The 18,433-nt window shown below is 66.5% G+C and carries 18 protein-coding genes; 13 read left to right on the top strand and 5 right to left on the bottom strand.

The window, feature by feature from the left end; genetic code table 11:
• The first annotated feature begins 13 nt into the window (after positions 1–13).
• Both ppk2 and fdxA read left to right on the top strand, forming a co-directional pair.
• The gene (gene ppk2 / locus AC3FKG_RS16790; protein WP_488743606.1) at positions 14–937 is read left to right on the top strand and encodes a polyphosphate kinase 2; all 924 of its coding nucleotides are present in this window, start codon (positions 14–16) and stop codon (positions 935–937) included.
• A gap of 113 nt (positions 938–1,050) precedes the next feature.
• Complete coding sequence (gene fdxA, locus AC3FKG_RS16785) at positions 1,051–1,380, top strand: ferredoxin FdxA (RefSeq protein ID WP_488743605.1); 330 nt, start codon at positions 1,051–1,053, stop codon at positions 1,378–1,380.
• Between the two features lie 17 nt (positions 1,381–1,397).
• Here the strand turns inward: fdxA and AC3FKG_RS16780 are convergent, their stop codons facing one another.
• The gene (locus AC3FKG_RS16780) at positions 1,398–2,495 is read right to left on the bottom strand and encodes a substrate-binding domain-containing protein (RefSeq protein WP_483710586.1); all 1,098 of its coding nucleotides are present in this window, start codon (positions 2,493–2,495) and stop codon (positions 1,398–1,400) included.
• Positions 2,496–2,642: 147 nt separating this feature from the next.
• Here AC3FKG_RS16780 and AC3FKG_RS16775 point away from each other — a divergent pair, with 147 nt between their 5' ends.
• From AC3FKG_RS16775 to AC3FKG_RS16755, 5 genes are read left to right on the top strand one after another with little or no spacing between them, the layout of a single operon-like run.
• A complete protein-coding gene (locus AC3FKG_RS16775; RefSeq protein WP_488743604.1) occupies positions 2,643–3,170 on the top strand; it encodes a formate dehydrogenase subunit gamma in 528 nt (175 codons plus the stop codon).
• Entirely contained in the window at positions 3,167–4,732 is a 1,566-nt protein-coding gene (locus AC3FKG_RS16770) for a formate dehydrogenase beta subunit (RefSeq protein WP_483710588.1), read from the top strand. Before AC3FKG_RS16775 ends, AC3FKG_RS16770 begins: the two co-directional genes overlap by 4 nt.
• A 44-nt stretch (positions 4,733–4,776) precedes the next feature.
• The gene (fdhF, locus tag AC3FKG_RS16765; protein WP_488743603.1) at positions 4,777–7,641 is read left to right on the top strand and encodes a formate dehydrogenase subunit alpha; all 2,865 of its coding nucleotides are present in this window, start codon (positions 4,777–4,779) and stop codon (positions 7,639–7,641) included.
• A gap of 15 nt (positions 7,642–7,656) precedes the next feature.
• Entirely contained in the window at positions 7,657–8,523 is an 867-nt protein-coding gene (fdhD, locus tag AC3FKG_RS16760; protein ID WP_488743602.1) for a formate dehydrogenase accessory sulfurtransferase FdhD, read from the top strand.
• Entirely contained in the window at positions 8,520–8,744 is a 225-nt protein-coding gene (locus AC3FKG_RS16755; protein ID WP_483710591.1) for a formate dehydrogenase subunit delta, read from the top strand. The genes fdhD and AC3FKG_RS16755 overlap by 4 nt, the downstream gene beginning before the upstream one ends.
• A 73-nt stretch (positions 8,745–8,817) precedes the next feature.
• On the opposite strand, the gene AC3FKG_RS16750 is transcribed toward AC3FKG_RS16755, so the two are convergent.
• Positions 8,818–9,513: a transglycosylase domain-containing protein gene (locus AC3FKG_RS16750; protein WP_483710592.1), complete on the bottom strand. Its 696-nt coding sequence runs from the start codon at positions 9,511–9,513 to the stop codon at positions 8,818–8,820.
• Between the two features lie 201 nt (positions 9,514–9,714).
• On the opposite strand from AC3FKG_RS16750, the gene AC3FKG_RS16745 reads away from it, so the two are divergent.
• Positions 9,715–10,464 carry a tyrosine-protein phosphatase gene (locus AC3FKG_RS16745; RefSeq protein WP_488743601.1) on the top strand — a complete coding sequence of 250 codons (750 nt, stop codon included), beginning with the start codon at positions 9,715–9,717 and terminating at the stop codon, positions 10,462–10,464.
• A gap of 82 nt (positions 10,465–10,546) precedes the next feature.
• Here the strand turns inward: AC3FKG_RS16745 and AC3FKG_RS16740 are convergent, their stop codons facing one another.
• Positions 10,547–11,767 carry an acetate/propionate family kinase gene (locus tag AC3FKG_RS16740; RefSeq protein WP_488743600.1) on the bottom strand — a complete coding sequence of 407 codons (1,221 nt, stop codon included), beginning with the start codon at positions 11,765–11,767 and terminating at the stop codon, positions 10,547–10,549.
• Between the two features lie 468 nt (positions 11,768–12,235).
• Here AC3FKG_RS16740 and AC3FKG_RS16735 point away from each other — a divergent pair, with 468 nt between their 5' ends.
• From AC3FKG_RS16735 to AC3FKG_RS16715, 5 genes are all read left to right on the top strand, one after another.
• A complete protein-coding gene (locus AC3FKG_RS16735; protein WP_488743599.1) occupies positions 12,236–14,602 on the top strand; it encodes a DUF3141 domain-containing protein in 2,367 nt (788 codons plus the stop codon).
• 38 nt (positions 14,603–14,640) lie between these two features.
• Positions 14,641–14,919 (top strand): RNA-binding protein, encoded by a 279-nt coding sequence (locus tag AC3FKG_RS16730; protein ID WP_488743598.1) that lies wholly within the window; start codon positions 14,641–14,643, stop codon positions 14,917–14,919.
• A gap of 50 nt (positions 14,920–14,969) precedes the next feature.
• Positions 14,970–15,764 (top strand): TOBE domain-containing protein, encoded by a 795-nt coding sequence (locus AC3FKG_RS16725; RefSeq protein WP_483710597.1) that lies wholly within the window; start codon positions 14,970–14,972, stop codon positions 15,762–15,764.
• A gap of 75 nt (positions 15,765–15,839) precedes the next feature.
• Positions 15,840–16,439, top strand: a complete 600-nt coding sequence (locus AC3FKG_RS16720; RefSeq protein WP_488743597.1) for a LysE/ArgO family amino acid transporter — start codon at positions 15,840–15,842, stop codon at positions 16,437–16,439.
• A 26-nt stretch (positions 16,440–16,465) separates the two neighbouring features.
• Positions 16,466–17,005, top strand: a complete 540-nt coding sequence (locus AC3FKG_RS16715) for a class IV adenylate cyclase (RefSeq protein ID WP_488743596.1) — start codon at positions 16,466–16,468, stop codon at positions 17,003–17,005.
• Here AC3FKG_RS16715 and AC3FKG_RS16710 read toward each other — a convergent pair.
• Positions 16,975–17,697 (bottom strand): ATP-binding cassette domain-containing protein, encoded by a 723-nt coding sequence (locus AC3FKG_RS16710; RefSeq protein WP_488743595.1) that lies wholly within the window; start codon positions 17,695–17,697, stop codon positions 16,975–16,977. The genes AC3FKG_RS16715 and AC3FKG_RS16710 overlap by 31 nt on opposite strands.
• A gap of 7 nt (positions 17,698–17,704) precedes the next feature.
• On the bottom strand, positions 17,705–18,421 hold the full coding sequence (gene modB / locus AC3FKG_RS16705; RefSeq protein ID WP_483710601.1) for a molybdate ABC transporter permease subunit: 717 nt from the start codon (positions 18,419–18,421) through the stop codon (positions 17,705–17,707).
• Between the last annotated feature and the right edge of the window lie 12 nt (positions 18,422–18,433).

Raw genomic sequence — 18,433 nt, 5'->3', positions numbered from 1 at the left:
TGGGGAGCATGACATGACCAACCATGAAGAGGCGCTGATCCGGCGCATCCACCGCGAGGTGGCGGATCAGTACGACGAAGAGCTGGAACTCGAACTGGAGGATCGTGAATTCGTGACGGGCCCCGACGGCCAGGCCATGCTGGCCGAGGATGGACCCGATGAACGGGCGCACCGCCAGCGCTACTTTCACGAACTGTTCCGCCTGCAGGGCGAACTGGTCAAGCTGCAGAGCTGGGTAGTCAACAGCGGCCACAAGATAGTGGTGCTGTTCGAAGGCCGCGATGCGGCCGGCAAGGGCGGCGTGATCAAGCGCATTTCACAGCGCCTGAACCCGCGCGTGTGCCGCGTGGCCGCGCTGCCCGCGCCCAATGACCGCGAGCGCACGCAGTGGTATTTCCAGCGCTATGTGTCGCACCTGCCCGCGGCTGGCGAGATCGTCCTGTTCGACCGCAGCTGGTACAACCGCGCCGGCGTCGAACGCGTCATGGGTTTCTGCTCCGACGACCAGTACGAAGAGTTTTTCCGCTCCGTGCCGGAGTTCGAGCGCATGCTGGTGCGCTCGGGCATCCAGGTCATCAAGTACTGGTTCTCGATCTCCGACGACGAGCAGCACCTGCGCTTCCTGAGCCGCATCCACGATCCGCTCAAGCAGTGGAAGCTCAGCCCGATGGACCTGGAGTCGCGCCGCCGCTGGGAAGACTACACGCGCGCCAAGGAAATCATGCTGGAGCGCACGCATATCGCGGAAGCGCCCTGGTGGGTGGTGCAGGCGGTGGACAAGAAGCGCGCGCGGCTCAACTGCATCCATCACCTGCTGCAGCAGGTGCCTTATACGGACGTCGACCAGGAACCCGTGGTGCTGCCCAAGCGCGAGCGGCATGCCGATTATGTGCGCATGCCGGTGCCGCAGGACATGATCGTTCCGGAGATCTACTGATCCGGCTGCTGCGGTTCAGGCATTTTGAACGAGTCCGACAGCGCTTGCCGGCCCGCCGGCGGCGGTGGCGCGCTAGCATCAAAGGGTTTGCTGTCCGCTGTTTGCCCCCAAAGATGACCTTTGTCGTGACGGATGCCTGCATCCAGTGCCGCCACACCGATTGCGTGGAAGTCTGCCCCATGTCGTGCTTCCACGAAGGGCCCAACTTCCTGGCCATCGATCCTGACCAGTGCATCGATTGCTCGATGTGCGTGCCGCTGTGCCCGGTCGGCGCGATCTATTCGGAGCATGACCTGCCCGAGGACCAGCGCCATTTCGTGGCCCTCAACGCCGAACTGGCGCGCCGCGCGGACTGGCCGCCGCTGCTGAAGGCAAAGGGGCCGCTGCCCGGTCATGCGGACTGGGCCGACCATCCGGACCGACTGTCGCTGCTGGTCAGGTAAGCCGCCCGGTTTCCCGTTCAGCGCCTTTCCGCGCGGTATTCCGGAAAGGCCTCGGCCAGCGTCAGCACCGTGCCGGTCAGGCTGCCGTCATAGCCGGGCAGTTCATTGACGCGCTGGCGGAAGCTCTCGCTCGTCAGCGCGCCCACGGCGTCAGCCAGTGCGGGGCTGGTCAGCTTCTTCTTTTCGATCGCGAAGAAATAGCGCTCCTTGAGCACCGGCACGAATTCCAGCCCGAAGCGCCGCGCGGCCGTCTCCACGCCAAAGCCCACATCGGCCATGCCGCTGCCGATATACGCAGCGACCGCCGCGTGCGTGAATTCGCCGTTGTTGTAGCCCTCGATCCGTGCCGGGTCGATGCCGCGCGCGGCCAGGATCAGGTCCAGCAGCAGCCGCGTGCCGGAGCCGACCTGCCGGTTGACGAAACGTACGTCGCTGCGCGTCAGGTCCTCCAGCGTGTGCAGACCAAGCGGATTGCCCATGCGCGTGAAGAGCCCCTGGCTGCGCACGGCCAGGTGGATCAGGCAGTGCGTGTCGGGTTTCAGCCACGTCGTGAAGTGGCGAACCATGCCCTCCTCGAACTCGCCGACTGGCACATGGAAGCCGGCAATATCGCAGGCGCCTTCCGCGAGCGCGGCCACTGCCTCGACGCTGCCGCAGTATTTCAGGTCGTGCCGCACCTGCTGCTCATCGAGGAAATCGCGCAGCGCCGCCACCGCGAAACCGTGGCTCGCATGCAGCCGCACGACCGGGTCGGTCCTTTCCATCAGCTTCTTCAGCTCGATCTCCAGCTCCGACGCCAGGCTGTCCAGCGTCGGCGACAGCCGCGCGCCGATGCGCTTGCTGGCCCAGACCAGCTGCTGCGCCAGCGGCGTCAGCGCGCTGCCGCGACCACGGGTCTTGGCGATCAGCGGGCCGCCGAACAGGGATTCCGCATCGCGCAGGATGCCCCAGGCATAGCGGTACGACAGCGCCACCGCCTCGGCCGACTGGCTGATGCTGCCCGAGGTCTCGATGTGTCCCAGCAGCGCGACCAGGCGCGATACGTCCAGCGGTTCGGCGGCCGGGCTGTCATCGTCCCGGATCTGCAGGTGTGGCGAAATCGAGATGCGGATCATATGAAAAAAATAGCTTATTGAACCTCGGCAAACAACTACTTATAGTCGCTCCAACGGCCATAAAGCCGTGGTTATAGCCCGGTAAATAGGTCAAAAATAGCATATAACGGTCGCCCCGCCGAGGATGCGGCCCCCACAGGAGACGCCATGCCAGATACCGCCACCCCCGCTACGGCGCCGGCCGACGCGGCCCGCTCAGCGGCCATCGCCGCGATCGTGGCGGCGCGCCAGGACATGCCCGGCGCCCTGCTGCCGATCCTGCACGAGATCCAGGACACCCAGGGCTACATCCCCGACACGGCCGTGCCCGTCATCGCCAAGGCGCTGAACCTGTCCCGGGCCGAGGTGCACGGCGTGATCACGTTCTACCACCATTTCCGCCAGCTGCCCGCCGGCCGCCACGTGGTGCAGGTCTGCCGCGCCGAGGCCTGCCAGTCGGTCGGCGCCGATGCGCTGGTCGAACATGCCAAGCGCGCGCTGGGCTGCGATTTCCATGAAACCACCGCCGACGGCGCGGTCACGCTGGAGCCGGTCTACTGCCTGGGGCAGTGCGCCTGCGGCCCGGCCGTGATGATGGGCGAGCAACTGCACGGCTACGTCGACGCGAAGCGCTTCGACGTGCTGGTGCGCCAGCTGCGCGACGTCCAGCCCGCCAACGAGGAGGCCCAGGCATGAACGCCGCTGTCACCACCATCTTCGTCCCGCGCGACTCCACCGCGCTGGCCCTGGGCGCCGACGACGTGGCGCGTGCCATCGCACGCGAAGCCGCGGCGCGTGGCGAGTCCGTGCGCATCGTGCGCAACGGTTCGCGCGGCATGTTCTGGCTCGAGCCGCTGGTCGAGGTGCAGACCGATGCGGGCCGCGTGGCGTACGGTCCGGTCGGCGTGGGCGATGTGCCGGGACTGTTCGACGCCGGTCTGCTGCAAGGCAGCGCGCATGCGCTGGCACACGGCCTGACCGACGAGATCCCGTTCCTCAAGCGCCAGGAGCGCCTGACCTTCGCACGTGTCGGCATCACCGATCCGCTGTCGCTTGAAGACTACCGCGCGCATGAAGGCTTCGCCGGCCTGGAGCGCGCGCTGTCGATGGAGCCTGCGGCGATCGTGCAGGAAGTCACCGACTCCGGCCTGCGCGGCCGTGGCGGCGCGGCGTTCCCGACCGGCATCAAATGGAAGACCGTGCTGGGCGCGAAGTCCGCCATCAAGTACATCGTCTGCAACGCGGACGAGGGCGACTCGGGCACGTTCTCCGACCGCATGGTGATGGAAGACGATCCGTTCATGCTGATCGAAGGCATGACCATTGCCGGCCTCGCCGTGGGTGCGGAGCAGGGCTATATCTACTGCCGTTCCGAATACCCGCATGCGATTGCCGTGCTGGACGCCGCCATCGCCATTGCAACCGCGGAAGGCTGGCTTGGCGACGATCTGCGCGGCAGCGGCAAGCGCTTCCAGCTTGAAGTGCGCAAGGGCGCAGGCGCCTATGTGTGCGGCGAGGAAACCGCGCTGCTCGAAAGCCTGGAAGGCAAGCGCGGCGTGGTGCGCGCCAAGCCACCCCTGCCCGCGCTCGAAGGCCTGTTTGGCAAGCCCACGGTGATCAATAACGTGATCTCGCTGGCGACCGTGCCCGTCATCCTGGCGCGCGGCGCGCAGCACTACCGCGACTTCGGCATGGGCCGTTCGCGCGGCACGCTGCCGTTCCAGCTCGCCGGCAATATCCGCCAGGGCGGCCTCGTGGAAAAAGCCTTCGGCGTGACGCTGCGCGAACTGCTCCATGACTATGGCGGCGGCACGCGCAGCGGCCGCGCCGTGCGCGCGGTGCAGGTCGGCGGCCCTCTGGGCGCGTACCTGCCGGAATCGCGCTTCGACGTGCCGATGGACTACGAGGCCTATGCCGCGTTCGGCGGCGTGGTGGGCCACGGCGGCATCGTGGTGTTCGACGAGACCGTCGACATGGCGAAGCAGGCCCGCTACGCGATGGAGTTCTGCGCGGTCGAATCGTGCGGCAAATGCACGCCGTGCCGGATCGGCTCGACGCGCGGCGTCGAGGTCATGGACCGGATCATCGCGGGCAACGAACCTGTCAAGCACATCAAGCTGGTGCGCGACCTGTGCGACACCATGCTCAACGGCTCGCTCTGCGCCATGGGCGGCATGACGCCGTACCCGGTGCTGTCCGCGCTCAATGAATTCCCCGAGGACTTCGGCCTCGCCCCCAACGCTGCCCAGGCGGCATAGGTCGACGCAAGCCGACTTCACGAACAGAACAACGGGAGACAACCATGGATTGCCGCGATGTGATCGACTTCGGCACCCCCGCCAGCGAATCGACCGAGATGGTCACCCTCGAGGTCGACGGCGTCAGCGTCACCGTGCCGGCCGGCACGTCGGTGATGCGCGCCGCGATGGAGGCGCAGGTCAGCGTGCCCAAGCTGTGCGCCACCGACAGCCTGAAGTCCTTTGGCTCGTGCCGCCTGTGCCTGGTGGAGATCGAAGGGCGCCGCGGCTATCCGGCCTCGTGCACCACCCCGGTGGAAGCCGGCATGAAGGTGAAGACGCAGAGCGACAAGCTGTCCGACCTGCGCCGCGGCGTGATGGAGCTGTATATCTCCGATCACCCGCTGGACTGCCTGACCTGCCCGACCAACGGCAACTGCGAACTGCAGGACATGGCCGGCGAAGTGGGCCTGCGCGAGGTGCGCTACAACGACGGCGGCCCCATCGCCACGCACACCGAGATGAAGAAGGACGAATCCAATCCTTACTTCACCTACGATCCGTCCAAGTGCATCGTCTGCAACCGCTGCGTGCGCGCCTGCGAAGAAACGCAGGGCACGTTCGCGCTGACGATCTCGGGCCGCGGGTTCGAATCCCGCGTGTCGCCGGGCACCAGCCAGTCGTTCATGGAATCGGACTGCGTGTCGTGCGGCGCCTGCGTGCAGGCCTGCCCGACCGCGACGCTGACCGAGACCTCCGTCATCAAGCTGGGCCAGGCGCCGCGCAGCGTCGTCACCACCTGCGCCTACTGCGGCGTGGGCTGCTCGTTCAAGGCCGAGATGAAGGGCAACGAGGTGGTGCGCATGGTGCCGTACAAGGACGGCAAGGCCAATGAAGGCCACGCCTGTGTCAAGGGCCGCTTTGCCTGGGGCTACGCCACGCACCAGGACCGCATCCTCAAGCCGATGATCCGCGCGAAGATCACCGATCCGTGGCGCGAAGTGTCGTGGGAAGAGGCCATCGGCTACGCGGCTTCCGAGTTCAAGCGCATCCAGGCCAAGCACGGCAAGGATTCGATCGGCGGCATCGTCTCGTCGCGCTGCACCAACGAAGAGGGCTATCTGGTTCAGAAGCTGGTGCGCGCCGCGTTCGGCAACAACAACGTCGATACCTGCGCCCGGGTCTGCCACTCGCCGACCGGCTATGGCCTGAAGCAGACGCTGGGCGAGTCGGCCGGCACGCAGACCTTCAAGTCGGTCGAGAAGTCCGACGTGATCATGGTGATCGGCGCCAACCCGACCGATGGCCACCCGGTGTTCGCGTCGCGCATGAAGAAGCGCCTGCGTGCCGGCGCCAAGCTGATCGTGGTCGATCCGCGCAAGATCGACCTGGTCGATTCGCCGCATATCCGCGCCGATTACCACCTGCAACTGCGTCCGGGTACGAACGTCGCGCTGGTGACGTCGCTGGCGCACGTGATCGTGACCGAAGGCCTGCTGGCTGACGCCTATATCGCCGAGCGTTGCGAGGACCGTGCGTTCCAGCAATGGCGCGATTTCGTCTCGCTGCCCGAGAACTCGCCCGAAGCCATGGAGGGCGTGACCGGCGTCCCGGCCGACATGCTGCGCGGCGCCGCGCGTCTGTATGCAACGGGCGGCAATGCGGCCATCTTCTACGGCCTGGGCGTTACCGAACATGCGCAGGGCTCCACCACGGTGATGGGCATCGCCAACCTCGCCATGGCCACCGGCAACGTCGGCCGCGAAGGCGTGGGCGTGAATCCGCTGCGCGGCCAGAACAACGTGCAGGGCTCGTGCGACATGGGCTCGTTCCCGCATGAACTGCCGGGCTATCGCCACGTGTCGGACTCGACCGTGCGCGGCCTGTTCGAATCGGCGTGGAATGTCCAGATCAGCCCCGAGCCGGGCCTGCGCATCCCGAACATGTTCGAAGCCGCGCTCGGCGGCAGCTTCATGGGCATGTACTGCCAGGGCGAGGACATCGTGCAGTCCGACCCGAACACGCAGCACGTCGCGGCAGCACTGTCGGCGATGGAATGCATCGTGGTGCAGGACATCTTCCTGAACGAGACCGCCAAGTACGCGCACGTGTTCCTGCCGGGCTCGTCGTTCCTGGAGAAGGATGGCACCTTCACCAACGCGGAACGCCGCATCTCGCGCGTGCGCAAGGTGATGCCGCCGAAGGCCGGCTATGCCGACTGGGAAGCGACCATCCTGCTGGCCAACGCGCTCGGCTATCCGATGGACTACAAGAATCCGTCGGAAATCATGGACGAGATCGCGCGCCTGACGCCGACGTTCTCCGGCGTCAGCTACAAGCGGCTGGACGAGCTCGGCAGCATCCAGTGGCCGTGCAACGCGGACGCGCCGGAAGGCACGCCGACCATGCACATCGACCAGTTCGTGCGCGGCAAGGGCAAGTTCATCATCACCAAGTACGTGCCGACCACGGAGAAGATCACGCGCGCATTCCCGCTGATCCTGACCACGGGCCGCATCCTGTCGCAGTACAACGTGGGCGCGCAGACGCGGCGCACCGAGAACGTCCACTGGCATGACGAGGACCGCCTCGAGATCCATCCGCACGATGCCGAGGAACGCGGCGTCAAGGACGGCGACTGGGTCGGCGTGCAAAGCCGGGCAGGGGAGACCGTGCTGCGCGCGATTGTCAGCGAGCGCATGCAGCCGGGCGTGGTCTACACGACCTTCCACTTCCCGGAATCCGGTGCCAACGTCATCACCACCGACAACTCCGACTGGGCCACCAACTGCCCCGAGTACAAGGTGACGGCGGTACAGGTAATGCCCGTGGCGCAGCCGTCCGCGTGGCAGAAGGAGTACCACGCGTTCAACGCGCAGCAATTGCAGCTGCTTGAAGCCGCCAGTGCCGATCCGGCCGCGGTAGGCTGACAGGAGGACCGCACCATGATGCGCTGCCTGAACGCGCCGGAACTCGAACCGGCGCAGCAAACCGACGGTGAGCCGGCCACGCACAGCACCTTTGCCGTAAGCCGCTGGCGCAACGGTGAACACGCGCTGAGCCCGGACGAGCTGGCCGAAGAGGTGCCCGTTGCGCTGGAGTACAACGGCATCTCGCATGCGGTGATGCTTGCCACGCCGGCGGACCTGGAAGACTTTGCGCTCGGCTTCAGCCTGAGCGAAGGCATTGTCTCCAGTCCGCGCGACGTGTACGACATCGAGGTCGAAACGCGCGAGCATGGCATTGCGGTCCGGCTGGAGATTGCATCGGAAGCGTTCATGGGTTTGAAGGAACGGCGCCGCTCGCTCGCGGGCCGCACGGGCTGCGGCCTGTGCGGAACCGAATCGCTGGAGCAGGTGATGCGCATGCCGGCTCCCGTGAAGAGCGATGCGAGCTTCCATACCGAGGTGATCCAGGCCGCGTTCGTGCAGCTTCAGTTGAGGCAGGCGCTGCAGCGCGAAACCGGCGCGACGCATGCGGCGGCGTGGCTGCGCGCCGATGGCCATGTCGCGATGGTGCGGGAGGACGTGGGCCGCCACAACGCGCTGGATAAACTCGCCGGCGCGCTGGCGCGCAGTGGCGAAGAGATCGCCACGGGTGCGGTGCTCGTGACCAGTCGCGCGAGCTATGAAATGGTGCTCAAGGCTGCGTCACTTGGCGCCGGCGTACTGGCCGCCGTATCCGCGCCGACCGCGCTGGCCGTGCGGCTGGCCGAACAGGCCAACGTCACGCTGGCCGGCTTTGTCCGCGCCAGCGGCCACGTGGTCTACACCCATCCCCAACGCCTGCAACACGAAGCGAGCCTGGCATGAAGATCGATAACCTGATTACGATGGCCAACCAGATTGGCAGCTTTTTCGAAGCGATGCCCGATCGTGAAGAGGCGCTTGCGGATATCGCCGGTCACATCAAGCGGTTCTGGGAGCCGCGGATGCGCAGGGCTTTGCTGGGGCATGTCGATGCCGATGCCGGCGCCGGCCTGCTTGAGATTGTGCGGGAGGCGATGGGGCGGCATCGCGCGATGGTCGAATAAGGTCTTCTGGCGGGCGCCGCGGCATCGCGCGCCCACGCCCGCCATTGCACTACGACATCCCTGAGGCGAAGCGCTATTTCAAGCGCATCGGCTCCAGCAGCGCGCCGTCATATTCGCCGCGCGAAATCTTCCCCAGCTCCAGCATCCGATGCAGGATATACGCCTGCCGCTGCCGTGCGCGCCGCGGATTGACCACCGGATTGTTGGCAGACGGTGCTTTGGGCAGGCCGGCGAGCATCGCGCATTCCGCCAGCGTCAGCTTTCCGATCGGCTTGCCGAAGTAGGTCCGCGCCGCATCGGCAAATCCATACGCACCCTGCCCGAGGTAGATCTTGTTCATGTACAGCTCAAGAATCTCGTCCTTGCTCATCGCATGCTCGATCCGGTACGACAGCAGCACCTCGTAGAGCTTGCGCGTATAGGTCTTCTGGCGCGACAGGAAGAAGTTGCGCGCCACCTGCATGGTGATGGTCGACGCGCCCTGCGACAGTTCGTCAGAGAGATTGGCCACGCCGGCGCGGATCACGCCCACGTAGTCGATGCCGTCATGCAGGTAGAAGCGCTCGTCCTCGATGGCGACGACCGCGACCGTCAGGTCGCGCGGAAATTCGCGCAGCGGAACGTAGTCGGACGTGCTGCGGAACGCGGTCAGCGCATCGAGCGACGGTAGCTGCCGGTTGGCCACCAGCACGGCAACGGTGGCGAGCAGCGCGCCGCCGACGATGGCTAGCACCAGCAGTTTGACAAAGGCGGACCAGAGACTTTTCATGGCGCGTATTGTGCCAGCCCGGCGCCGAAAGCGGCATGGCCAGCGGTTCGGCGCAATGCGGGAAGGCGGCAGGTGATGCATGCGCCGGAGTGATCTGAAATAATTGGGCCTATCGGCGGTGGCCTGACGTGATCGTATCGCCCGGCGCCCGGCGCCCGGCGCGAACAGGTTGCGCCATGGAAGACAGAATAAGGACAACGGATGATCAACCAATGGGAAAGCGGACTGCAACTTGAGACCGTCAGCAATGCGCGCGACCTGGGCGGTCTTGCCGGCGCTGGCGGGCGCCGTGTACGGCATGGCCGCTTGTACCGCAGCGGCAACCCGGCGCTTGCCTGCGGTGCCGATATCGAGCGGCTGCAGGGATTGGGACTCGACATGGTGGTGGACTTCCGCTCGCCGGGCGAGAAGTCGGCGGACGAAGCCTCGTTCGGCCAGCGCTTCAACTGGATCGCGATGCCGGTGCTTGAAGGCAGCATGGCGATGGATGTGCTGATGCCGCGCCTGCGTGACAGCACGCCGGAGGACGTGGATGCATTCATGCTGGGGGTCTATCGTGATTTCCCGGTGCTGTACCGCGATGTCTTCCGCGAATTCATGCGCAACGCGCAGGCCGGCAAGACGCTGCTGTATCACTGCACCGCGGGCAAGGACCGCACGGGGTTTGCTTCGCTGCTGTTGCTTTCGGCGCTTGGCGTTGGGCAGGACGACATTCTTGCCAACTACCTTGAATCCAACCAGCGGAATGCCGCGTTCAATACGCAGGCGCTCGAACGCATGACGGGTCTTGGCATCCGGCCGGAGGTCATGATGCCGCTGCTGGAGGTACGTGCCAGTTACCTGGATGCCTCCATGCAGGCGATTGAAGGCGCCTACGGCAACATGGCGAGATATCTCTCCGACGGCCTGGAGGTCGATGTAGAAGGCCTCAGGCGGTATTACCTTGCGTGAGCGGGAGTCGGGCTTGCATGCACCGCCGTGCGCGCAACCCCGCCTCATAGGTTGCTACTGAGCCGCGCGCAGCGCAGCCGAGTCACCGCTGACACTTCCTCATCATCCTCGCCGTACTCAACGCGACAATTCCTTCTTCATCGGTCGGCAGCACCAATACCGGCACCCGGCTGCCATTGCTGCTGATCCGCTGCCCGTTCTCCTCATTGGCCGTCGAATCTAGACTTACGCCGAACAGCGTTTCCAGATGCGCGCAGATGCGCGCCCGCACCGCAGGAGAATTGGCGCCAATCCCAGCCGTGAACACCAGCGCATCCATCCCTCCCAGCGTAACCGCGAGCTTGCCGATTTCCTGCGCGGCGCGCAGCGCGTAAAAGTCCACCGCCATCCGCGCGCGCGGCTCGTCGCTGGTCAGCAGGACGCGCATGTCGCTGCTGACGCCAGACAACCCTTTGAGCCCCGATTCCCCATACAGCATCGACTGGATCGCATCGGCGGTCATGCCCTGCTGCGCAAGCCACAGCACCACACCCGGATCGATCGAGCCGCAGCGCGTGCCCATCGGCATGCCATCCAGCGCGGTCAGTCCCATCGTGCTGTCCACACTGCGCCCGCGACGCATGGCGCACAGGCTCGCGCCATTGCCGAGGTGCGCAACGATCACGCGTGCCTCGGCCAGGTCCGGCGCCACCTGGGTCAGGCGCCGTGCGATGTATTCATAGGACAAGCCGTGAAAACCATAACGCCGGATGCCGCGTTCGTAGTAGGAGTAAGGCAGCGCCATCACCTGCGCAAGCATGTCATGGCCGGCATGGAAGGCCGTGTCGAAGCACGCTACCTGCAGCAGGTCCGGCGCGGCCTTGCGCACGGCGCGGACGGCGGTGAGGTTGTGCGGCTGGTGCAGCGGCGCCAGCGGGATCAACGCTTCAAGCCGCGCAATCACATCATCGTCAATGCACACCGCCTGCGAGAAGTCGCTGCCGCCGTGCACCACGCGATGGCCGACGGCCACCGGCGGGTTATCGCGCAGGCCGATGCTCAGCACCAACCGCACCAGGCGGAACGCAGCATCATGATCGGCAACCTGCGACACCGGAAAGGACTCGTCGGCGACGACATGGCCATCGGCCATGCTGGCGTGCAAACGCGGCGCGACGCCGATGCCCTCGATCTGTCCGTGCGCGCTCGGCACAGGGTTGATATCGGCATTTTCGTGCGCGGCTTCGGGCACGGTATAGACCGATACCTTGACGCTCGACGAGCCGGCATTGACGACGAGGATGACAGGATGATGGGTACTCACGCTCGATGCACTCCGCAAAGGGTTCGGGGGCGGCTCAGACGCTGACGGCAGCCTCGGCGCTGCGGCGCGCATGCGCAAGCCTCGTCGGTGGTGTGCAGGCTGCCCTTCATCGGTAGCTCGGCATCGCCGTTGCGCACGGCCCCGACCGCGAGCCGGGCCGATGCATGACTGTGTGGCGAGACATAGCAGTTCCGTTTGGCTTGGCTCGTTCGGCGCAACATGTTGCGCTGCGCAAGGCGCATCGGGCCCAGTATAGACCACGATTCACGCGTCCCAATGACGCGAAAACTGCGCTTTGCGTGCGCCGCAGATGCCAGGCGCTCGCCCACATGGCGCGGTTGCCATTGGAACAGCCCACTGGTACGCTTGTTTTTGCTGCAAAGCACAACGCGTCACTTCCGCTTCGTTCAAGGGGCGGCTTCGGCACACAATGACGCGCCTGACCCGATGCCAACAGAGGGAAGTGGAATGTCAGCTAGCGAATCCGTCAGCCTGTCCAACGACAAGCCCGGCCAGCCTGAAACCACCGGCGCACTGGCGCAGTTCGGCGCCTTCGCTCCATTCGCCGCGTGGCCCTGGGCCGCGCTCGAATACGGCGTGGATGCCTGGCAGCGCTCGGTCCTGCTCATGGACATCCTGCGCCAGCGCGGCAATGAGTCTTGCGAGCACGAACGCGAAGGCATGCCGCCGGTGCTCGTGTTCGAGCATGAGATGCTCGCCGACGCGCGCACGCTGCCCCAGCCGGTCAACTACGCGCTGCTGCGCATCATCCCGCCGGCCAGCATGCCGACCGACCCGACCAAGCGCCCCTTCGTCGTGATCGACCCGCGCGCCGGACACGGCCCCGGCATCGGCGGCTTCAAGGCCGACAGCGAAATCGGCATCGCGCTGCGCACCGGGCATCCGTGCTACTTCATCACGTTCTTCCGCGATCCGTGCCCGGGCCAGACCATCGAGGCCGTCGCCCGCGCCGAAGCGGGCTTCCTCCAGATCATCAACGAACACCATCCCGATACACCGGGCAAGCCCTTCATCATCGGCAATTGCCAGGCTGGCTGGGCGCTGATGATCCTCGCGGCCGTGGCGCCGGATGCGGTCGGCCCGCTGCTGGTGGCGGGGGCGCCGCTGGCGTACTGGTCCGGCGTGCGGGGGACCAACCCGATGCGCTACAGCGGCGGCCTGCTGGGCGGGTCGTGGCTGGCCTCGCTGACGGCGGACATGGGCAATGGCCGCTTCGACGGCGCCTGGCTCGTGCAGAATTTCGAGCAGCTCAATCCTTCCAACACGCTCTGGAGCAAGCTCTACAACGTCTACGCCAAGGCCGATACCGAAGGTCCGCGCTTCCTGGAATTCGAGCGCTGGTGGGGCGGCCACTTCCTGATGAACCGGGAAGAGATCGACTGGATCGTGCAGAACCTGTTCGTCGGCAACCGCCTGACCGCCGGGCAGGTGCGCAGCGCCGATGGCAAGACCGTGGTGGACCTGCGCAATATCCGCTCGCCGGTGATCGTGTTCGCGTCGTGGGGGGACAACATCACGCCGCCGCAACAGGCACTGAACTGGATTCCGGACTTGTACGCGACGGACGAAGAGCTGGTCGCCAATGACCAGGTCATCGTCTACTGCCTGCATCCGACCGTGGGGCACCTGGGCATCTTCGTGTCGGCGGGCGTGGCCAACCGCGAGCATAGCGAACTGTTCTGCGCGCTGGACCTGATCGACGTGCTGCCGCCGGGACTGTACGAGGCCAAGATCGAGGACATCGCGCCCGGCACGCCGCACCGCAACCTGATCGAAGGGCGCTACCTGGTGCGCTTCGAGCGCCGCAAGATCGCCGACATCCTCGCGCTCGACGATGGCCGCGAGGACGAGCGCGCGTTCGAGGTGGTGCGCCGCATCTCCGAAGTCAACCAGCACCTCTATGACGCCTTCGCGTCGCCGATGGTGCGCGCGACATCGAACGAATTCACCGCGGAGGCCGCGCGCGCGCTCCATCCGTCGCGGCTGGAGCGCTCGGTGACCACCGACGCCAATCCGTGGATGGCGTGGATCGGCGCGCTGGCGCCGATGGTGCGCGAGCACCGCCATCCCGTCGCGCAGGACAATCCGTTGCTGATGATGGAGCGTGCGGTCTCGGCGCAGATCACCGCTGCGCTGGACCAGTACCGCGATATGCGCGATGCCTGGTACGAGCAGGTATTCGAAGCGATGTACCAGTCGCCGATGATGGCGGCGCTGGTGGGCTTGACGGCGCAGGCGCCGGTCAATCTGGAGTCGCCTGTGACGGTGCAACTGCGCAAGGAGCTGGCGCAGCTGCGCCTGCGCGATGCCGAGGCGGCCATCGCGCAGGGCGGCATGCGCGAAGCCTTCGTGCGCGTCCTGGCCTATGTGGCTGACGCCCATGCGGCGATCGAGGAACGCCCGTTCAACCTGCTGCGCGAGATAGCGCGCGAGCAGCCCGAGGGGCGTGGCGGCCTGACACTGGCCGAGTTCAAGTCGCTCGTGCGGCAGCAGACCTTCATCGTGCAGCTTGACCGCCAGCGCGCGCTGCATGCGCTGCCGCGGATGGTGCCGGAACAGGAAGAGCGCCGCAGGCTGATGATGGCCGCGCATCGTGTGCTGACCGTCAGCGCGCCGCTGGAGGGCGAGCGCCTGGTGCACTACCGCGAGGTGGCCGACGTGCTCGGCACCGACCACGCGCACGGCGGGGCGCAGCCTGCCGTGTTGCCGGTGGCTCCGGCGGCCAAGACTGGCAGCGAACGCTCGCGGGCCGCGCGTCCACAGGCAAGCAAACCGGTACGCGGCAAGCGCAGCGGCGGTGGCCACAGCGCGTAGCGCGGCACGTCACCGAGCATCAAGGCGATGCCTGTGCCATGCAGATACTGATTCGCGGCCTGCGCCGCAACGCCACCGAAGCGATGCTGCGCGACCTGCTCGCGCAGCATGTGGCGGTCAACTCCGTGGAGATCATCCGCGAGGGCGATCCCGAGCGCCCGTGGGCCTGGGTCGATCTCGCGGTCGACCGGTTCACGGCGTGGAGCCTGCTGCGGCAGTTGGACCGGCACGTCTTTGCCGGCGGGCGCATGCACTGGTACATCCCCGTGCATCAGGAACACGATGCGCCGGCTGACGCTGCAAAGCGATTACCATAGCCGCATTCCGACTCTGAAGCGCCGCCTTTGCACGGTGGCGCAACTCCGCCATGCTTGAACTCCAGGGAGCCATCTGGTTCCGCTCCGGCTCACACGACTGGGGCGGCAAGGACCGCATCGCGCTGCTGGCCGCCATCGGCGAGCACGGATCGATCACGGCAGCGGCCCGTGCCGTGGGCATCAGCTACAAGGCTGCGTGGGACGCCATCGACGCCATGAACAACAGCGCCGGCGAACCGCTTGTCGTGCGCGCCGCGGGCGGCAAGGGCGGCGGCGGCACGCGCCTCACCGAACGCGCCGAGCAGCTGATCCGCACTTATCGGGCGCTTGAGGAAGAACACCGGCGCTTCGTCGCCCACCTGGGCCGCCTGGGCGACAGCGCGGCCGAAGACCTTAATGTAATGAGGCGTTTCATGATCCGTACCAGTGCGCGCAACAAGCTTTTTGGCAAGGTCGACAGCGTCCGTGGCGGCGCAGTCAACGACGAGGTGGTGCTGGCCTTGCCGGGCGGCCAGACCATCGTGTCGACCATCACGCATGAAAGCGTCGAGACGCTTGATCTGAAACCAGGCGTCGAGGCGTTTGCGCTGATCAAGGCATCGTCGGTGATCGTCGGCCTGGCGGAACCGGGCCTGCGCCTGTCCGCGCGCAACCAGCTTCCGGGCGTGGTGTCGCGGGTCGTGCCCGGCGCCGTCAATGCGGAGATCGTGCTGGATCTCGATGGCGGCGGCAGCGTGGCGGCCATCGTCACCAATGAAAGCGTGCAGGCGCTCGGCCTGGCCGAAGGCGTTCGCGCACTGGCGATCTTCAAGGCATCGGCCGTGATCCTTGGCGTGGTTGGATAGACAGGCACGCGTGCGCTGCGCGCGGCGCGTCGTCCATAATGTCGGGCTTCGACGCAAGCCCCGACATCCCCGGACATGGACGCCACGCTGGCCGGTTTTTCCCTTAGCTTGTCGCTGATCCTTGCGATCGGTTCCCAGAATGCCTTCGTGCTGCGGCAGGGACTGCGCCGCGAGCATGTGTTCTGGGTCTGCCTGGTCTGCGCATTGTCCGATGCGCTGTTGATCCTGGCGGGCGTGTCGGGCTTTGCGGTCATGATCCGCCAGCTTCCGTGGCTTGCGGCGGCCATGCGCTATGGCGGCGCAGCGTTCCTCATCTGGTATGGCGCGCGCAGCTTCCTGGCCGCGCTGCGCTCGTCGGCGGTGCTCGATCCGAGCCATGCCGAGCCCCGGCCGCTGCTGGGAACGCTCGGCGTCTGCCTGGCGTTCACCTGGCTCAATCCGCATGTGTACCTCGACACGGTGATGCTGATCGGATCGGTCTCCACGCAGTTCCATGGCCGCGAGACGCAGTTCGCCGCAGGCGCGATGTCGGCCTCGTTCCTGTTCTTCTTCGCGCTGGGCTATGGCGCCGCGCTGCTGCGGCCGGTATTTGCGCGGCCGCGCGCCTGGCAGGTGCTGGACGCGGTGATCGGCGTCACCATGTGGGTCATCGCAGCGAAGCTGCTGCTGGGCTGAACACGCACATCAAGGCAGAGGTACCCATGGCAAGGAATGTCGAAATCAAGGCGCGTCTGGAAAGCATCGGCGCCATCGAATCGCGTGTTGCGGCGCTGGCAAGCAGCGGCCCGGAGCAGATTGAGCAGGACGACACCTTCTTCCCGTGCCCCAACGGCCGGCTCAAGCTCAGGGCGTTCAGTGCCGATCGCGGCGAGCTGATCTTCTATGCGCGCCCGGACCAGCCCGGCCCCAAGGAAAGCTTCTACATCCTGTCGCCCACGGCATCGCCCGATACGCTGCGTGCGGCACTGGCTGCCGCACACGGCGAAGCGGGGCGCGTGCGCAAGATGCGCACGCTGTACCTGGTGGGCCGCACGCGTGTCCACCTGGACCGCGTGGAAGGACTCGGCGAGTTCCTAGAGCTGGAGGTGGTGCTGGCCGATGACGAGAGCGTCGCCGCTGGCGTAGCGGAGGCGCACGGCTTGCTGGACCAGTTGGGAGTGGGAGCAGGCGCCCTGCTGGAGGGCGCCTATGTCGATCTGCTGCGCGCGGCTCAGACCACGCCGGCGCGCAGCGGGGCGTAGACGGGCGGATGCTGGCGCGCGGTGCCGCTGCCGTAGATGCGGCCTTCGCGGATCTCCAGCACGTGTTCGCCGAGCGCTTCAACGTCGGCCGGGTCGTGCGAGATGACCACCATCGGCACGTCGAGACTGGCCTGCAAGGCGCGCAGTTCCTGGCGCATGCGCTGGCGCAGCGCGGGGTCGAGTGCCGAGAACGGTTCGTCGAGCAGCACGATATCGGGCTTGGCCACCAGCGCGCGCGCCAGTGCCACGCGCTGCTTCTGCCCGCCGGAGATCTCGGCGGGATAGTTGCCGACGATCTCGCGCAGGCCGAAGGCCTCGATCCAGCGATCGCTCTCCGGATGCGTGGCGCCGCGGCGCGGATTGCGCCAGCTCTTCGACAGGCCGAACGCGATGTTCTGCCCCACGGTCAGGTGCGGGAACAGCGCATATTCCTGGAACAGGTAGGCGACGCGGCGCTCTTGCGGGCGCACGTTGATGCCGGCCTCGGCGTCGAACAGCGTGCGGCCATTCAGGACGATGCGGCCGGAATCCGGCATCAGCAGTCCGGCAATGGCGCGCAGTGTCAGGCTCTTTCCGGCGCCGGACGGGCCGAACAGCGCGATGCGGCGGCTGGCCGAATCGAAGGCGATGTCGAGCGCGAAATGCCGGTCGGCCGACACCATGCGCTTGCGGATACTGACTTGCATGCCCATGGCAGCCTCACTGTGCCGAACGCGCGCGCCGCACGCGTCCGCGTTCATAGATTTCGGCCGGATTGCGCGCCGCGGCCGGCACCAGCCGTCCCGCCACGACCAGGATCAGGATGCAGGTGACCGAGGTAACCAGCACCAGCAGGTTGGCGGTGTTGTCATCCCCGGCCTGTACCGCTTCGTAGATCGCGACCGAGAGCGTCTGCGTGCGGCCCGGCAGGTTGCCGGCGACCATCAGCGTGGCGCCGAACTCGCCCAGCGCACGCGCAAACGCCAGCAGCACGCCGGCAATGATGCCGCGCGCGGCAAGTGGCAGCGTCACGCGGAAGAAGATGGCCGCTTCCGGCACGCCGAGCACGCGTGCGGCGTTTTCGAGCTGGTGGTCGACGCCTTCAAACGCCGCGCGCGCCGATTTCAGCACCAGCGGAAAGGCGACGATGGTCGACGCCAGCACCGCGCCCTGCCAGGTGAATACCAGTTCGATGCCGAGCTTGCCTAGCCATTCCCCAAACACGCCGCGCCGGCCCACCAGCACCAGCAGGTAGTAGCCGAGCACCGTCGGCGGCAGCACCAGCGGCAGGGTCAGTACCGCGTCAACCACGTCGCGCGCGGGGGAGCGCCAGCGCGCCAGCGCATAGGCGGCGGCCACGCCGAGCACGGCATTGAGCGCGGTGGCCCAGCCCGCAACCTTCAGCGACAGCAGCAACGGCACCCAGACAGCATCCATGGCAGGCATCGA

The organism is Cupriavidus sp. 22TCCZM04-2 (genome assembly GCF_057798895.1).
The sequence above is the reverse complement of the archived record's forward strand: the minus strand, read 5'-3'. Positions and strand labels throughout refer to the sequence as shown.

Coding starts and splice junctions, on each gene's coding strand:
- AC3FKG_RS16780 (WP_483710586.1), bottom strand. CDS start 2,495: ATGATCCGCATCTCGATTTCGCCACACCTGCAGATCCGGGACGATGAC.
- fdhF (WP_488743603.1), top strand. CDS start 4,777: ATGGATTGCCGCGATGTGATCGACTTCGGCACCCCCGCCAGCGAATCG.
- fdhD (WP_488743602.1), top strand. CDS start 7,657: ATGATGCGCTGCCTGAACGCGCCGGAACTCGAACCGGCGCAGCAAACC.
- fdxA (WP_488743605.1), top strand. CDS start 1,051: ATGACCTTTGTCGTGACGGATGCCTGCATCCAGTGCCGCCACACCGAT.
- AC3FKG_RS16750 (WP_483710592.1), bottom strand. CDS start 9,513: ATGAAAAGTCTCTGGTCCGCCTTTGTCAAACTGCTGGTGCTAGCCATC.
- ppk2 (WP_488743606.1), top strand. CDS start 14: ATGACCAACCATGAAGAGGCGCTGATCCGGCGCATCCACCGCGAGGTG.
- AC3FKG_RS16710 (WP_488743595.1), bottom strand. CDS start 17,697: ATGGGCATGCAAGTCAGTATCCGCAAGCGCATGGTGTCGGCCGACCGG.
- AC3FKG_RS16730 (WP_488743598.1), top strand. CDS start 14,641: ATGCAGATACTGATTCGCGGCCTGCGCCGCAACGCCACCGAAGCGATG.
- AC3FKG_RS16735 (WP_488743599.1), top strand. CDS start 12,236: ATGTCAGCTAGCGAATCCGTCAGCCTGTCCAACGACAAGCCCGGCCAG.
- modB (WP_483710601.1), bottom strand. CDS start 18,421: ATGGATGCTGTCTGGGTGCCGTTGCTGCTGTCGCTGAAGGTTGCGGGC.
- AC3FKG_RS16775 (WP_488743604.1), top strand. CDS start 2,643: ATGCCAGATACCGCCACCCCCGCTACGGCGCCGGCCGACGCGGCCCGC.
- AC3FKG_RS16770 (WP_483710588.1), top strand. CDS start 3,167: ATGAACGCCGCTGTCACCACCATCTTCGTCCCGCGCGACTCCACCGCG.
- AC3FKG_RS16755 (WP_483710591.1), top strand. CDS start 8,520: ATGAAGATCGATAACCTGATTACGATGGCCAACCAGATTGGCAGCTTT.
- AC3FKG_RS16725 (WP_483710597.1), top strand. CDS start 14,970: ATGCTTGAACTCCAGGGAGCCATCTGGTTCCGCTCCGGCTCACACGAC.
- AC3FKG_RS16745 (WP_488743601.1), top strand. CDS start 9,715: ATGATCAACCAATGGGAAAGCGGACTGCAACTTGAGACCGTCAGCAAT.
- AC3FKG_RS16720 (WP_488743597.1), top strand. CDS start 15,840: ATGGACGCCACGCTGGCCGGTTTTTCCCTTAGCTTGTCGCTGATCCTT.
- AC3FKG_RS16715 (WP_488743596.1), top strand. CDS start 16,466: ATGGCAAGGAATGTCGAAATCAAGGCGCGTCTGGAAAGCATCGGCGCC.